The sequence below is a fragment of the Pantoea trifolii genome (assembly GCF_024506435.1).
Lineage (GTDB): Bacteria > Pseudomonadota > Gammaproteobacteria > Enterobacterales > Enterobacteriaceae > Pantoea > Pantoea trifolii.
Map to the genome: position 1 here is coordinate 1517545 of NZ_JANIET010000001.1, position 15976 is coordinate 1533520.

A 15976-nucleotide genomic window follows, 5' to 3' on the forward strand; every position below is an offset into this window, starting at 1 on the left:
TTTAGGCCCATTTGTCGTTATTCGCCGCCTGATTTATAACACCGCGACAATCGCTTCACACAGCGCCGACATGTTGTCAGGCGTCATGCCTGCCACGTTAACGCGACCAGAGTTCACAGCATACACACCAAACTCTTCACGCAGACGTACCACCTGATCTTTGGTCAGGCCGCTGAACGAGAACATACCGTTCTGCTTGATGATGAAGCTAAAGTCTTGATTAGCACCTTTCTCCGCCAACGTGTTCACAAATAGCTGACGCATGCGCTGGATGCGCTGACGCATATCGGTCAGCTCCTGAATCCAGATGGTACGCAGCGCGTCGTTGCTCAGAATAGTGGCTACCACCGCCGCACCGTGTGACGGCGGATTAGAGTAGTTGGCGCGAATGGTATATTTCACCTGGCTAAACGCGGTTTTGGCCACGTCGCTGCTCGCAGCGACCAGCGTTAATGCACCAACACGCTCGTTATATAAACCGAAGTTCTTCGAGTAAGAGCTGGCAACGATCAGTTCCTGATGTGAAGCGGCGAAAATACGCAGCCCTTCCGCATCTTCGTCCAGACCACGAGCAAAGCCCTGATAGGCGAAATCAAACAGCGGCAGCCAGCCTTTCTCTTGCGATAGCTGCGCTAACTGCTGCCATTGCTCTGCAGAAGGATCAACGCCGGTTGGGTTGTGGCAGCAGCCGTGGAACAGGACTACATCGCCCGCTTTGGCTTCCTGCAGTGATGCCACCATAGCGTCGAAATCCAGGCTGTGGCTTGCTGCATCGTAGTAATCGTAATCACACACTTCAAGGCCAGCGGCGTTGAACACATTGTTATGGTTCGGCCAGCTTGGGTTGCTCACCCAAACACGCTTCACGCTGGTCTGGTTTGCCAGAAAATCTGCCGCAACGCGCAGGGCACCGGTGCCGCCTGGCGTTTGTGCGGTGCAGGCGCGACCGGCTGAAATCAGTGCGCTCTCTTTGCCGAACAGTAACTCCTGCGTGCAACGTGCGAAATCCGCCAGACCATCAATGCTCAGGTAGTTCTTGGTGGTTTCATTTTCCAGCAAATACTGCTCAGCTTTTTTAACACTGGTGAGGACCGGCGTTTTACCGGTTTCATCTTTATAAACACCAATGCCAAGATTGATTTTATTCGTGCGGTCATCGGCACGAAAAAGGTCAGCCAGTCCCAGAATAGGATCGGCGGGTGCGGCAGAGATCGATTCAAACATGAGTCAGTTCCGTTTGGGTGAACTTTAGCGAAATGAGCTATCAGGTTAACGTCAGTCGGCACGCTTGCCAACCGCTGATATAAAAAAGAAATATGTCGGCAGGATAAAGTAGAAAAGCTAATTGCGAAGCCGATCACTGAAATGCAAAACGGAGCCCGAAGGCTCCGTTTTTAGGTATTACGCAAATCTAATCGGGTGATTAGAACTGGTATACCAGACCAACACCAACGGTGTCATCAGTAGAGATGCCAGCCGCGCGGGTGAAGTCGTTTTCGTCCATCAGGTTGATTTGATAATCAACATAGGTAGACATGTTTTTGTTGAAGTAGTAGTACGCGCCAACAGAAACGTATTTATAGATGTCTTGATCACCCCAGGTCTCGATGTCCTTACCTTTAGACTGGACGTATGCCAGGGATGGACGCAGACCGAAGTCGAACTGGTACTGAGCAACTGCTTCGAACTTCTGCTCTTTATTGATTGCGCCGCCTCGGGCTGGAGCAATATCGGTAGCATCAGTTGAAATCCAAGTTGAATTACGGGTTTCACCGTACATTGCTGCCAGGTATACGTTGTTCGCATCATATTTCAGAGCGGTTGACCATGCGTCAGCTTTTTTGCTGCCGTTGCCATAGAAGGATGCTTCCTGGCCATTAGTACGGTCTGAAGAGGTGTATGCAGCAGAAACGCCAACACCGATGTCAGAGGTATAAGTCAGAGAAGTACCCCAACCGTCGCCATTAGCACGGCTCAGGCTACGGCTGTTAGCGTTAGTGCCTTCTTCATTTTTGCCCTGATACTGAACAGCAAATGCCAGTCCATCAACCAGACCAAAGAAATCATTGTTACGGTAGGTTGCCAGACCATTAGAACGACCAACCATGAAGTTATCAGAGTAACCCGAGTCACCACCGAATACTGGCAGAACGTCGGTCCATGCCAGTGGGTCGTAACCTACACCGTAGTTACGGCCATAGTCGAACGAACCAACATTGGCAATTTTCAGACCGGCAAAGCCCAGACGGGTTTTGTTGCCATTTTGAGCATCGCTAGCGCCTTCAGAGTTGTTAGCCTGAATGTTGTATTCCCACTGGCCGTAACCGGTCAGTTGGTCATTAATCTGAGTTTCACCTTTGAAACCGAAGCGAACATACGTTGCATCGCCATCGCTGCTGGCATTATCAGAGAAAGTGTGGCGCGCATCGACTTTACCGTACAGGTCCAGTTTGTTGCCGTCTTTATTATAAATTTCTGCTGCGTTTGCTGCACCAGCAGCTAACAGAGCTGGAATAACCACTGCAAGAATGTTGCGCTTCATCATTATTTATTACCCTCATTGGAGTTATTTGGACATCTGCCACTGCTGCCAAGAAATCTTTACAGAACCTTGAAAGAAGTTTGATGTCTCCTGTGTCTGCACGCATCTTTCCATCACAGGGTTGCTAATTCTAGCCCGAAAATGATTCAAATCTCTCGATTGGGTATCAAAAGGAAAATATGTATTACAAAATGTAAAATATCGGGAACTTTGTGAGAGAACTCTAAATTTACAAAAATAAAAAAAGGCCGGCTAGGCCGACCTCTTTATATATATGAATTACTTATAATTAATCGCTAAATTTAGAAATTCGCGTTGCGTGGCGTACGTGGGAAGGGGATAACATCCCTTACATTTTGTACGCCGGTGACATAGGCGATTAATCGTTCGAAACCTAATCCGAAGCCAGCATGTGGCACGGTGCCGTAACGACGCAGGTCACGATACCACCAATAATCTTCTTTATTGAGGCCCATTTCTGCCAGACGCGCATCCAGCACATCCAGACGCTCTTCACGCTGTGAACCACCGATGATTTCACCGATGCCCGGTGCGAGAACATCCATCGCCGCCACGGTTTTGCCATCTTCGTTCATACGCATATAGAAGGCTTTAATGTCTTTCGGATAGTTTTTCACTACCACTGGCGCTTTGAAATGCTGCTCTGCGAGGTAACGCTCGTGTTCTGATGACAGATCCACGCCCCATGAAACCGGGTTTTCGAAGGTCTGACCGCTTTTCAGCAGAATATCAACCGCATCGGTGTAATCCACCTGAGCAAAGTCGGTAGTCACGAAACGTTCGAGACGCGCAATCGCATCTTTATCAACACGCTCGGCAAAGAAGGCCATGTCATCAGCACGTTCGTTGAGAACGGCCTGGAACACGTATTTCAGCATAGATTCAGCCAGAGCTGCGGCATCATCCAGCGTCGCAAAAGCAATTTCCGGCTCCAGCATCCAGAATTCCGCCAGATGGCGGCTGGTGTTGGAGTTTTCTGCGCGGAAAGTCGGGCCAAAGGTATACACCTTCGACAGCGCGCAGGCGTAGGTTTCGGCATTGAGCTGGCCGGATACGGTCAGGAACGCTTCTTTACCGAAGAAGTCTTTATCGAAATCGATTTTGCCCTGCGGATCGCGCGGCAGATTTTCCAGATCCAGCGTCGAAACGCGGAACATCTCGCCAGCACCTTCGGTATCCGAAGCGGTGATCAGCGGAGTCGAAACCCAGAAATAGCCATTTTCGTGGAAGAAGCGATGCAGCGCCTGCGCCAGCGTATGACGCACGCGCGCCACGGCACCCACCAGGTTGGTGCGCGGACGCAGGTGCGCCACTTCACGCAGGTATTCGATGCTGTGACGTTTCGCCGCCATCGGATAAGTATCCGGATCGTCGACCCAACCGGTGACTTCAACCTTGGTTGCCTGCAGCTCGAAGGCCTGGCCTTCGCCTGGCGATTCGACCACTTTGCCGGTAATGATCACCGAGCAACCGGTGGTCAGACGCAGCACTTCATCCTGATAATTATTCAGAGAATTATTGACGACGGCCTGAACGGGATTAAAGCAGGAACCGTCGTAAACGGCGATAAAGGAAAGACCAGCTTTGGAATCTCTTCGGGTACGTACCCAACCACGTACGGTGACTTCACTGTCAACCGCGACACGGCCGTGCAGTACATCCGCTACAGGCACAACGCTCATAAAGTTCTCTCTATATATAAAAGAAGGTGGATAAAAGCCCTTTTCCAGGGTTTTGCTATGTTACTTGCGAGCCGACAGGAAACAAGCAAAATTGCCGTGTAAACAGGAGATTTGTTGCGTGAGAGCAGGGTGCAAGCACCCTGCAATAAGAATCAGCTGGCTCTTTTAACCAGCGGCAGATCGAAGGCTTTGCGCAAGGCGCGCACGAAGGCTTTATCCTGGCAAATGGTTTTGCCGGGACTGTCGGAGAGTTTTGCTACCGGTTTGCCATTGCAGCTCACCAGTTTGATCACGATATTCAGCGGCGTCACGCCGGGAATATCGCATGACAAGCGCGTTCCGATACCGAACACCACGTTGGCCCGTTGGCCAAAGTGACGATAGAGCGCCAGCGCTTTGTCCAGATTGAGGTTATCCGAGAACACCAGCGTTTTGCTTTTTGGATCGATATCCAGACGCTGATAGTGGGCAATGGCTTTTTCACCCCATTCCACCGGATCGCCAGAGTCATGGCGTAGGCCTTGGTAACGATGAGCAAAGCCAGGACCAAAGTCGCGCAGGAAGGCATCCATGGTGATGCAGTCGGTCAGGGCGATACCTAATTGATCGTCATACTCGTCCAGCCAGGATTGCAGTGCCGCACGTTGGCTGTTCGCCAATACTGGACTGATTTGCTGGTGCGCCTGAAACCATTCATGCGCCTGAGTACCCACCGGATTAAGCTGCAGGCGACGCGCCAAATCGTAGTTGCTGGTGCCAACCAGCCACGGAAACTCCGCTTTGAGCGTCGCGACAATCGCTTCCTGCACCGCTTTGGAGTAACGACGACGCGTACCGAAATCCATCAGCTGGAAGCATGACATATCCAATTCGCCGACCTGCTGACGGAAATCCACCAGCTTATGCTGCAAGTGCGCAACCGCCTGATCCACACCCATCTGCGGCGTGCGATGGCGATGCACCACCTCACTGATCAGCGCCAGCAGCGGCACTTCCCACAGAATCACTTCACGCCACGGCCCGCTGATCTGAATCGTCAGATGGCCGTAGTTGTTACGCACGTTGACTTGTGAAGGATCGAGGCGGAACTGACGCAGCCAGTTAAGGTAATCGCTCTGGAAGAAAGGCAGCCCGCTGAGATAGTGATACTCATCGTCGCTCAGGGCGAGCGTTCGCAGGGTTTCAATTTGTGCGCGGATCTCATCCGCATAAATACCGAGCAGTTCGTCGCCACGGCAGCGAAATTCCGCCGTAACCGGGACATCATAATAGCGATGATAGACGGCCTGCTGCATGTGAAGCTTGTACGCATCGGTATCAAGCAGCGTGGTCAAAATCGGGGAAGCATGTCCAGTCATGGTGCGTTTCAGCATCCTCTTCCGCGGAGCAGAGCCCGGTGTTCAATAAGGTCATAAAGACGCAGGAGTATAAAACAGTAATGACCGCGATCACACCACAATTGCGGGTGGCAGGTCGAGGGGCATTTGTGCCATTGTTAATGAATTGTAGCCTTTTCAACGAACGCACGCATTGACCGTGGCAACCGAGGCACAACCCGCTTAGACTTTGACGGGTCAACATATTAACGAATAACGATGCGAGAAGGACTTATGACGCAACAGCCGCAAATTAAATATCGCCACGACTACCGTGCGCCGGATTACACCATTACCGATATCGACCTGACTTTTGATCTGGACGCGGCTTCGACGCGCGTCACGGCGGTCAGTCAGGTGAAGCGTATTGGCGCTGCCGATGCGGAACTGCGTCTGGATGGCGAAGATCTCACGCTGGTATCGCTGGCGGTGGATGGCAATCCGTGGTCGCATTACCGCGAAGAAGAGGGCGCGTTGTTCATCAGCCAGCTACCGGATAACTTCACTCTGACCATCATTAATGACATTCATCCGGATAAAAACACCGCGCTGGAAGGGTTATACCAATCTGGCGAGGCGCTCTGTACCCAATGCGAAGCCGAAGGTTTCCGCCACATTACGTGGTATCTCGATCGCCCGGACGTGCTGGCGCGCTTCACCACCACCATCATTGCCGATGCCGCGCGTTATCCTTATTTACTCTCCAACGGCAACAAGCTGGAGAGCGGTCGCCATGAAGATGGCCGCCATTGGGTGAAGTGGCAGGATCCGTTCCCGAAGCCGTGCTACCTGTTTGCGCTGGTGGCGGGTGATTTCGACGTGCTACGCGACAGTTTTACTACCCGCTCTGGCCGCGATGTGGCGCTGGAAATCTTTGTCGATCGCGGCAATCTCGATCGTGCTGACTGGGCGATGACTTCGCTGAAAGCCAGCATGAAGTGGGATGAAGAGCGCTTTAACCTTGAGTACGACCTCGACATTTTTATGATTGTCGCGGTGGATTTCTTCAATATGGGCGCGATGGAGAACAAAGGCCTCAACGTCTTCAACTCCAAATATGTACTGGCGAAAGCTGAAACCGCTACCGACAAAGATTACCTCGGTATTGAAGCGGTCATCGGTCACGAATATTTCCACAACTGGACCGGCAACCGCGTGACCTGCCGCGACTGGTTCCAGCTCAGCCTGAAAGAGGGTCTGACGGTGTTCCGCGATCAGGAGTTCAGCTCCGATCTCGGTTCGCGCGCAGTGAACCGTATCGATAACGTACGCGTAATGCGCGGTGCGCAGTTCGCGGAAGACGCCAGCCCAATGGCGCATCCGATCCGTCCGGATCAGGTGATCGAGATGAACAACTTCTACACCTTAACCGTGTATGAAAAAGGTTCAGAAGTGATCCGCATGATGCACACCTTGCTGGGCGAAGAGAACTTCCAGAAAGGCATGCAACTCTATTTCGAACGTCACGACGGCAGCGCGGCGACCTGTGATGATTTCGTGCAGGCGATGGAAGATGCGTCGAACGTTGACCTGTCACAATTCCGTCGCTGGTACAGCCAGGCTGGCACGCCAATTCTGACGGTGCGTGATGACTACAATCCAGAGCTGGAGCAATACACGCTGCACGTCACTCAGCGCACGCCGGCCACCGCCGAGCAGAAAGAGAAGCTGCCGCTGCACATTCCACTGGATATCGAACTGTACGATAACGAAGGCAAAGTGATTCCGCTGCAGCATAATGGTCATCCGGTGCATCACGTGCTGAACGTTACCGAAGAGTTCCAGACCTTTATTTTCGATAACGTTTATTTCCAGCCGGTGCCGTCGCTGCTGCGTGAATTCTCTGCGCCAGTGAAGCTCGACTACAAATGGAGCGATGCGCAACTCACCTTCCTGATGCGCCACGCACGCAACGACTTCGCGCGCTGGGACGCGGCACAAAGCCTGCTGGCAACCTACATTCGCCTCAACGTCGCGCGTCATCAGCAGGGCCAGCCGCTGTCGCTGCCGCTGCATGTGGCCGATGCGTTCCGCGCGGTATTGCTGGATGAGCAGGGCGATCCGGCGCTGAAAGCGTTGATTCTCTCGCTGCCGTCTGAAAATGAAATCGCCGAGCTGTTTGATGTTATCGATCCGCTGGCGATTTCGGCGGTGCGCGATGCGCTGGTGCGCACGCTGGCTAAAGAGTTGAGTGACGAATTCTTTGCGCTCTATCTGGCCAACCAAAGCAGCGAATACAAAATTGAGCATGCGGAGATTGGCAAGCGCACGCTGAAAAACGTCTGCCTCGGCTATCTGGCGTTTGCCGATGCGGCACAGGCCGACAAGCTGGTGCAAGCGCAATATCAGCAGGCGAATAATATGACCGACGCATTAGCGGCGCTGGCTGCAGCGGTAGCGGCGAACCTGCCGTGCCGCGATTCACTGCTGGCGGCCTATGATGAGCGCTGGCATCAGGATGGTTTAGTGATGGATAAATGGTTTGTGCTGCAAGCCACCAGCCCAGCGGCGGATGTGCTGAGCAACGTGCGTAAGCTGCTGAATCACCGTTCGTTCACCATGGGCAACCCGAACCGTATTCGTTCACTGATTGGTGCGTTTGCCTCAGGCAATCCAGCGGCGTTCCACGCCAAAGATGGCAGCGGTTATCAGTTCCTGGTGGAGATGTTGACCGATCTGAACACGCGCAACCCGCAAGTGGCTGCACGCATGATCGAGCCGCTGATTCGCCTGAAACGCTACGATGCCGATCGTCAGGCGCTGATGCGTAAGGCGCTGGAAACCTTGAAAGGGCTGGATAAGCTGTCTGGCGATCTGTACGAGAAGATCACCAAAGCGTTGAATGCGTAAAAGTAACCATGGGGTCGCCATTTATGGCGACCTCTATCATTAACTCTGCTGCGCAAACTTCAACGGCTGTTCCGACGAGCCCCGCTTCATCACCCGATCCAGCACTTCCGCTTCCAGCTCCGCCAGACGTGCCGATCCGCGGCGGCGTGGGCGTGGCAAATCGACGTTCAAATCCAGGCCAATCTGTCCTTCCTCGATGAGCAGCACACGATCGGCAATCGCCACCGCTTCGCTGACATCGTGCGTCACCAGCAGCACGGTGAAGTTATGCTGTTGCCACAGCGACTCAATCAATCCCTGCATTTCGATGCGCGTCAACGCATCCAGCGCACCGAGCGGCTCATCGAGCAGCAGCAAACCTGGGCGATGAATCAGCGCACGTGCCAGCGCCACACGCTGTTTCTGTCCGCCGGACAACGCGGCAGGCCACTCGTTGGCGCGGTCCGCCAAGCCCACGGCTTCCAGCGCGTCCAGCGCGGCGGCGCGCCATTCGCGGCCTTTCAGTCCCAGCCCAACGTTATCCATCACCTTTTTCCACGGTAGCAAGCGTGAATCCTGGAACATCAAACGCGTATCTTCGCGTGCCTCGGATAACGGCGCATTGCCAGCCAGTAACTCACCGCGCGTGGTCGATTCGAGTCCCGCCAGCAGACGCAGCAAGGTACTTTTCCCGCAGCCGCTGCGACCGACGACGGCGACAAACTGTCCGGAGGGAATGTGCAGATCGATATTATTCAGGATGGTGCGGTCGCCATATTGCTTGCTGACGCCATTCACACCCACCGGCGTACCGCGATTTAAACGCGCCGGATTCAGGGTTACGTTGCTCATGCGTTCTCCTTCAATTGGTAAGCCGGATGCCAGCGCAACCAGACGCGCTCCAGCAGTTGTGCCGCAACGTCAGCCAGTTTGCCGAGCAGGGCATAGAGAATGATGGCAACGACCACCACGTCGGTTTGCAGGAATTCACGCGCGTTCATCGCCAGATAACCAATGCCGGAGTTAGCGGAAATGGTTTCGGCCACAATCAGCGTCAGCCACATCAGGCCAAGGGCAAAACGTACGCCAACCATAATCGAAGGCAGCGCACCCGGCAGAATCACCTGAATGAACAGACTCCAGCCAGACAAGCCGTAGCTGCGCGCCATCTCAACTAAACCCCGATCAATGTTACGAATGCCGTGATACGTGTTGAGGTAAATCGGGAACAAGGTGCCCAGCGCCACGAGGAAAATTTTGGCGGATTCGTCGATGCCAAACCACAAAATCACCAGCGGAATCAGCGCCAGATGCGGCACGTTACGCAGCATTTGCACCGAGGTATCCAGCAAGCGTTCACCGACGCGCGAGGTGCCGGTAATCAATCCCAGAATCAAACCAATCGAGCCGCCAATGGAGAAACCGATGGCGGCACGCCAGCTGCTGATCGCCAGGTTTTGCCACAGTTCACCGCTGGCAGTCAGTTTCCAGAAGGTGATGAGGATATTTTCTGGCGACGGCAAAATGCGCGTCGACAGCCAACCCACTTGCGATGCCAGTTGCCACACCGCAATCAGCACCACTGGCAAAACCCAGGGCAGCACGGCATTACTCAGCTTGGTTTTAACGTTCGCCATGATCGGCTCCTTTAGCTCTGTGACACTTTTTGCGGCGTGAAATCGTTAGCCACCGCTTCACCGTGCGCTTGTACCACACGCGGCTTCGGTACTTCCGGAATCGCCAGATCGAGGTGCGGGAACAGCAACTCGCCCACGCGATAAGCCTCTTCCAGATGCGGATAGCCGGAGAGAATAAAGGTCTCGATGCCGAGATCCTGATACTCCTGCATGCGCGCCGCCACGGTTGGGCCATCGCCCACTAACGCGGTGCCTGCGCCGCCGCGTACCAGACCGACACCGGCCCACAGGTTCGGGCTGATCTCCAGCTTGTCGCGACGTCCACCGTGCAGTGCGGCCATGCGCTGCTGGCCCACTGAATCGGTGCGCGCAAACGCCGCCTGCGCTTTAGCAATGGTGGCATCATCAAGATGGGCAATCAGGCGATCCGCCGCTTGCCACGCTTCTTCATTGGTTTCACGCACAATCACGTGCAGACGAATCCCGAAGCGCACGGTGCGGCCTTGCGCTGCCGCTTTGGCGCGCACTTGCTCAATCTTCTCTTTAACTAAGGCGGGCGGTTCGCCCCAGGTGAGATAAACATCAACCTGCTCGGCGGCCAGATCCTGCGCGGCATCCGACGATCCGCCAAACCACAGCGGCGGACGCGGTTCCTGCACCGCTTTAAACATCAGACGCGCACCGCGCACCTTCACATGCTTGCCTTCGTAATCGACGGTTTCGCCTTCGCTAACGCGACGCCAGACGCGGGTAAACTCGGCCGATTCTTCATAGCGTTCGCGGTGATCGAGGAACACGCCATCGCCGGCCAACTCTTCCGGATCGCCGCCGGTAACCAGATTAAACAGCGCGCGACCATTCGACAGACGATCCAGCGTGGCGGCCTGACGCGCCGCTTGCGTCGGCGAAATCACGCCCGGTCGCAGTGCAACGAGGAAACGCAGACGCTGCGTCACCGGAATCAGTGATGCTGCCACCAGCCAGGCATCTTCACAGGAGCGGCCGGTGGGGATCAGCACGCCGCCGAAGCCAAGGCGATCCGCTGCCTGCGCAATCTGTTGCAGGTAACCATGATCAACCGGGCGCGAACCTTCCGCTGTGCCAAGATAGTGACCATCGCCGTGCGTCGGGAGAAACCAAAATACGGATACGCTCATGATTAATTTCCTTTGGGCTGGGCGGATTGTGGATGCCAGATGCGGTCAGCGATATTCACTTTGACCGGCATCAGATGATTGGCATAAAACAGATCGGCCGTTTGCTGTTGGGCCTGCGCGGTATGGGCGCTGACCGGCGTAATGGTGGTGGGTGGACGATGGTCGAGATAGCTGGCGATCACCGGTTTCGGTAAGCCCATGGCGTTTGCCAGCAGATCGATACTCTGGTCGCGCTGACTGCGCGTTAATGCATCGGCGTCGCTGAAGGTATTCAGTACCTGCTGCACGAAGGCGCCGTTCGCCTCGGTGTATTTGCGCGTGGCTAAATAGAAGGAACCGGTTTGATTGAGTTTGCTGCCATCGGCCAGCACGCGCACGTTGCCTTGCAGTAGGGCGGCTGAGTAGTAAGGATCCCAAATCGCCCAGGCATCGACGTCACCTTGCTGGAACGCGGCGCGTGCATCGGCGGGCGTCAGATAGGTTGGCTGGATATCTTTAAAGCTCAATCCGGCCTGTTCCAGCGCCCGCAACAGCAAGTTGTGCGAGCTGGAGCCTTTCTGGAACGCCACTTTATGACCTTTCAGTTCGGCCACGCTGTGAATCGGGCTATCTTTCGGCACCAGAATCACTTCGGCCTGTGGCTTCGGCGGTTCCGAACCGACATAAAGCAGATCGGCACCCGCAGCTTGGGCAAACAGCGGCGGGATGTCGCCGGTGCTGCCCAAATCGATGCTATCGACGTTAAGCGCCTCGAGCATCTGCGGGCCCGCCGGGAATTCTACCCACTTTATATTGGTATGCGGGAAGCGCTGCTCCAGCAGCTTGTGGGTTTTCGCTAAAACCATGCTCACCGAGCCTTTCTGATAACCGATGCGCAACTGTTCGGGTGCATCGGCAGCCTGTGCATTCACGCTCAAGGTGAGCAGTGCCGCTACGGCTGGCATAAGTAAACCCGTCAATATCCTTTTCATCTCTCTTCCTTTATACCGCTTGTGCGTAAGGTTGGTGGCGACGATGCAGCGCGTGCCAGAAGGTATCCAGCGCCTCGTCAATGCGTTGCGACAGCAGCGGATCGAGCAGCGGCTGGCGATCGTAATCAGTAATCTGGCTGTCAGTGGCGAACACGCCGTGCAACACTTCCTGCGCCTTCAGCGCATTCAGCACCGGCTTCAGCGCGTAATCCACCGCCAGCAGATGTGACGCGCTGCCGCCGCTTGCCAGTGGCAGCACCACTTTATGCTCCAGCGCGCGCTCTGGCAGTAGATCGAGCAGGGTTTTCAGTGCGCCGGAAAACGAAGCCTTATAAATAGGCGTGGCGACAATCACCCCATCCGCCAGCGCCAAATCGGCTTTCAACGCGGCTAAGGCAGGTGAATCGAAGCGTGCATAGAGCAAATCTTCAGGCTGGAAGTTGTGAATATTCCACGGAATCACGTCAACGCCGCGTGCTTCCAGCGCGTGCTGGCAAAGGCTCAGCAGCGCAGTAGAGCGTGAAGGGTAGCGAGGGCTGCCCGCCAGCGTAATAATCCGCATGGTCACTCCTTATAACTGAAAGTTATTGATTATCTGATATTCAGAACTGATGTGTTCAATACTGTCAGAGCAGGCAGCGAGGCTTAAATGATTTATCTGGTAATCCTAAGTCGCAAAATGGGATAGTCCGGAACAGATAAAGGAAGAATAAAAACCAGCGGAATTGATGCTTAGGGTTAATCTGAAAAGCACTCGAGCAATCGAGCAGTTATATCAGTTATTGCATCGCGTTTTACTGCGCCATTAGTTAAAGCGCTTAATGCATGACCTTAATTGAGGTATCAATAAAGAAACACATCCCCATAGCTCGTAACATCCTGTGATGAAGGTTGTTGCGAACTTTGAAATAAAAGAAGAAAAATGATGATTCTGATTTATTCTAAAGTTTGGGAATCAGATTTAACTTAGAGGGAGTGAAAGTTATTCTATTTATTTATGGTTTTTATTTGAGCTAACCGTTGAGATGGCGCGAGTAAATGTTAAATACAAGACGGGTCTCATGCTCGTCTCCAAAAAATATTGTTACTTTTTGCGCCCTGATTTACGTTTTACTAAAGCAATGCTGAACAATTAAAAGTTGTATTGATAAAACAACGGTGATCGTCGTTGGAATCAGAACGCTAAGCCTGTTTATAATTGGTTGAGCTAATTTCCGCTAGAACACGATAACGATATTTCACTTATTTATTTACGCCCGCGTTTTGTGGCGTGAACTGCCGTTGCGGCAAGCTACTTTATTCTTAGGGAGATAAATATGGGTAGTTCTTCATTTGCTCAGGATTTAACTGAGCAGCAGGTCGTGCCTGCCACCTTCAATCGCATCTCACCCTCACCTAAACCAGAAGAAGAGCTGGTGTGTTATTGGCTGCAACCCGATGCCGCAGGCGCGCATCTTATTTCTTCATTGCTGCCAACCTTCCCGCACAGCACGCCTGCTGAAGATGATTTCCTGCTGTTCAGCGCGGAGCGCAACGCCTTGCCGGCCAGCCTGCTGCAGGACGTGGCGAAGCTCAGTGACCAGCGTCCAGAGCTGAACTGCTTTATTGTCTCGCTGGCAAAGCGCGAGCTGCCAAACGGCTTACACTCGTCTCTGCAGCTGTTTCAACAGTTGCATGCGCAGCGCTGGTGGCAGGAGGGCGGCTTTGCGGTGATCTTGCGTGCTGGCCTGGCCCGCGTGGCTGCGCCGCTGACGCGTATTCAGGATGTGATGCTCGCCGGATTACTGCATACGCAAACGGCGTGGGTGCTCGATTACGCCAGCGAAGCCTCGCTGACCACCAAAGCCGATGCATCGCCGCGCTTAACTTATCAGCAATTTATTACTGATTATGAAAAACTCACGCGTTTGTCACACTATATTCCGGAGCGAAACCGCTATCGCGAAAGTTATTTACGCAGCGGCTTATTACAATTAGTCATGCAGGAGTTGAGTGGCGCGGCGAAATTCTCAGATAATACCCGCCACGCATTAACCTACTTTGCGGAAAACTTCCCGGCCAAAGGTGCAATGGAAAAACTTATGTTGAAACAACCTGACATCTATTTCGCTATCATGAAAATGAGAAAAAGGCTGGGCGCTTAGCACCAACGTTAATTTTAAGAATAACTCCGGTGTGCGCGTGAATACTTTTATGTCACGCTTAAGGCCACTGAGATAATCCCCAGATGCCAAAACACCTATGTCTATAAAACGTAACGCGATTGCCAACTATGTTGGTCAAATCTATCTGACGCTGTCAGGTATTTTGGTTGTACCACTTTATATTCAACACTTAGGAATGGAAGCCTACGGTTTAGTGGGCTTCTTTTCGATCTTATTAACCTGGCTGCAATTACTGGATGCCGGTGTTTCTACTACCTTAATGCGGGAAGCGGCGCGTTATCGTGCTAATCAGGCGGAGTTCGTCTGGTTCCCGGCGCTGTTTGCCACGCTGACCAAATTCTTCCTGTGCTCCACCATTGTGCTGGTGGTATTGGGTTGGCTGGCAACGCCATGGATTGCCACGCACTGGCTGGATGCACGTCATCTGCCTGCGGGTGATGTGGTGATTGCCGTGGCGATTATGGTGATCACCGCCGCGATTCGCTGGCGCACCAGTCCGTATCGCAGCGTGATTGTCGGCTTCGAACATCAAGTGTGGCTGAACGGCGTCAACTTGATCATCACCACCTTGCGCACTTTCGGCGCGGTGCTGGTAATCCAGTTCTTCTCCAATCCGGTATTGGCGTTCTTTATCTGGCAGCTGCTGGTGTCGATTGCTGAAGCGGCCTGCTGTATCTACAAATCCTGCCAGCTGATTCCCAAAGCGGCGCGCAAAGAGAAGCGCGGCGATCTGAAAGAGGTGCTGAAACCCTTTATTCGCTTTGCCCTCAGCGCGGCATTCTCCAGTGCGGTGTGGACCTTTATTTCGCAAATCGACCGATTGGTGCTCTCCAAAACGTTGCCGCTGAGCGAATACGGTTCGTTTACCGTGGTGGCGACGGCCGCGACCGGCATTTTGCTGCTCAGCAGCCCGATCATGCAGGCGATTGTGCCACGCATGACCGGCATGAAAACCCGTAAAGAGGGCGATGCGGAGTCGCTGAAACTCTATCGCTACACCACGCAGGCGGTGGCCATCTTTATGGCGCCGCTCAGCATTACTATTGCCTGTTACGCCGGCCCGCTGCTGTGGGCATGGACGCAGAAGAGTCAGATTGTTGATGAGATGTCGTTTGTTCTCAGCCTGTACGCATTGGGCAGCGGCATTCAGGCCATCTGTGGCTTGCTCTATCACCTGCAATACATCAACGGCAACCTCAAGCTGCACATGAAAGGCTTCACCTGCTTTGCCGTGCTGCTGGTGCCGCTCAACATCTGGTGTGCCGTTCACTACGGCGCATTGGGTACCGGTTGGTTGTGGCTGGGACAAAACATCTTCTATCTGGTGGGTTGGGCATGGTTGGTGCATCGCCGCTTCGCGCCGGGCATTCATTTCACCTGGTTAACCCGCGACGTGATGCTGATTTGGGCGGTTTCCGCCGCCATCGCCTGGTTGAGCACTTTCTTGCCTATCGAGTGGAATCAAAATCGCTGGATCAACCTGCTGTGGCTCGGCTTGATTGGCGCCTTCAATCTTGGTGTCTGCTGCCTGCTGCACAGCGTGGTGTTGAAGCGTCTCAGAATTCCGTTGTTTAACGTTGAGGAAAGAGGATGAGC

The 15976-nt window shown here is 53.7% G+C and carries 12 protein-coding genes; 3 read left to right on the forward strand and 9 right to left on the reverse strand.

Going from position 1 to position 15976, the window contains the following annotated elements; translation table 11 throughout:
* Nucleotides 1-33: 33 nt before the first annotated feature.
* From NQH49_RS06965 to pncB, 4 genes are all read right to left on the reverse strand, one after another.
* Nucleotides 34-1224, reverse strand: coding sequence for an amino acid aminotransferase (locus tag NQH49_RS06965; RefSeq protein ID WP_179451358.1), 1191 nt, complete (start codon nt 1222-1224; stop codon nt 34-36).
* A gap of 199 nt (nt 1225-1423) precedes the next feature.
* Nucleotides 1424-2545 carry a porin OmpC gene (ompC, locus tag NQH49_RS06970; protein WP_305961170.1) on the reverse strand — a complete coding sequence of 374 codons (1122 nt, stop codon included), beginning with the start codon at nt 2543-2545 and terminating at the stop codon, nt 1424-1426.
* A 299-nt stretch (nt 2546-2844) separates the two neighbouring features.
* The gene (gene asnS / locus NQH49_RS06975) at nt 2845-4245 is read right to left on the reverse strand and encodes an asparagine--tRNA ligase (protein ID WP_256696105.1); all 1401 of its coding nucleotides are present in this window, start codon (nt 4243-4245) and stop codon (nt 2845-2847) included.
* Between the two features lie 152 nt (nt 4246-4397).
* Nucleotides 4398-5603, reverse strand: a complete 1206-nt coding sequence (gene pncB, locus NQH49_RS06980) for a nicotinate phosphoribosyltransferase (protein ID WP_256698389.1) — start codon at nt 5601-5603, stop codon at nt 4398-4400.
* A 252-nt stretch (nt 5604-5855) separates the two neighbouring features.
* Between pncB and pepN the strand changes: the two genes are divergently transcribed.
* Entirely contained in the window at nt 5856-8471 is a 2616-nt protein-coding gene (gene pepN / locus NQH49_RS06985) for an aminopeptidase N (protein ID WP_256696106.1), read from the forward strand.
* A 39-nt stretch (nt 8472-8510) separates the two neighbouring features.
* Here pepN and ssuB read toward each other — a convergent pair whose 3' ends face one another.
* The 5 genes from ssuB to ssuE are packed head-to-tail and all read right to left on the reverse strand — an operon-like array spanning nt 8511 to nt 12777.
* Entirely contained in the window at nt 8511-9302 is a 792-nt protein-coding gene (gene ssuB, locus NQH49_RS06990) for an aliphatic sulfonates ABC transporter ATP-binding protein (RefSeq protein WP_256696107.1), read from the reverse strand.
* Entirely contained in the window at nt 9299-10087 is a 789-nt protein-coding gene (gene ssuC / locus NQH49_RS06995) for an aliphatic sulfonate ABC transporter permease SsuC (protein WP_256696108.1), read from the reverse strand. The genes ssuB and ssuC overlap by 4 nt, the downstream gene beginning before the upstream one ends.
* Before the next feature lie 11 nt (nt 10088-10098).
* A complete protein-coding gene (gene ssuD / locus NQH49_RS07000; RefSeq protein WP_008102354.1) occupies nt 10099-11244 on the reverse strand; it encodes an FMNH2-dependent alkanesulfonate monooxygenase in 1146 nt (381 codons plus the stop codon).
* Nucleotides 11245-11246: 2 nt separating this feature from the next.
* The gene (locus NQH49_RS07005) at nt 11247-12215 is read right to left on the reverse strand and encodes a sulfonate ABC transporter substrate-binding protein (RefSeq protein ID WP_305961171.1); all 969 of its coding nucleotides are present in this window, start codon (nt 12213-12215) and stop codon (nt 11247-11249) included.
* Nucleotides 12216-12225: 10 nt separating this feature from the next.
* The gene (ssuE, locus tag NQH49_RS07010; RefSeq protein ID WP_256696109.1) at nt 12226-12777 is read right to left on the reverse strand and encodes an NADPH-dependent FMN reductase; all 552 of its coding nucleotides are present in this window, start codon (nt 12775-12777) and stop codon (nt 12226-12228) included.
* Nucleotides 12778-13531: 754 nt separating this feature from the next.
* On the opposite strand from ssuE, the gene NQH49_RS07015 reads away from it, so the two are divergent.
* Together NQH49_RS07015 and NQH49_RS07020 are read left to right on the forward strand one after the other, a co-directional pair.
* Nucleotides 13532-14359 carry a hypothetical protein gene (locus NQH49_RS07015; protein ID WP_256696110.1) on the forward strand — a complete coding sequence of 276 codons (828 nt, stop codon included), beginning with the start codon at nt 13532-13534 and terminating at the stop codon, nt 14357-14359.
* A 97-nt stretch (nt 14360-14456) separates the two neighbouring features.
* Nucleotides 14457-15974, forward strand: coding sequence for a lipopolysaccharide biosynthesis protein (locus NQH49_RS07020; RefSeq protein WP_256696111.1), 1518 nt, complete (start codon nt 14457-14459; stop codon nt 15972-15974).
* The last annotated feature ends 2 nt before the right edge of the window (nt 15975-15976 follow it).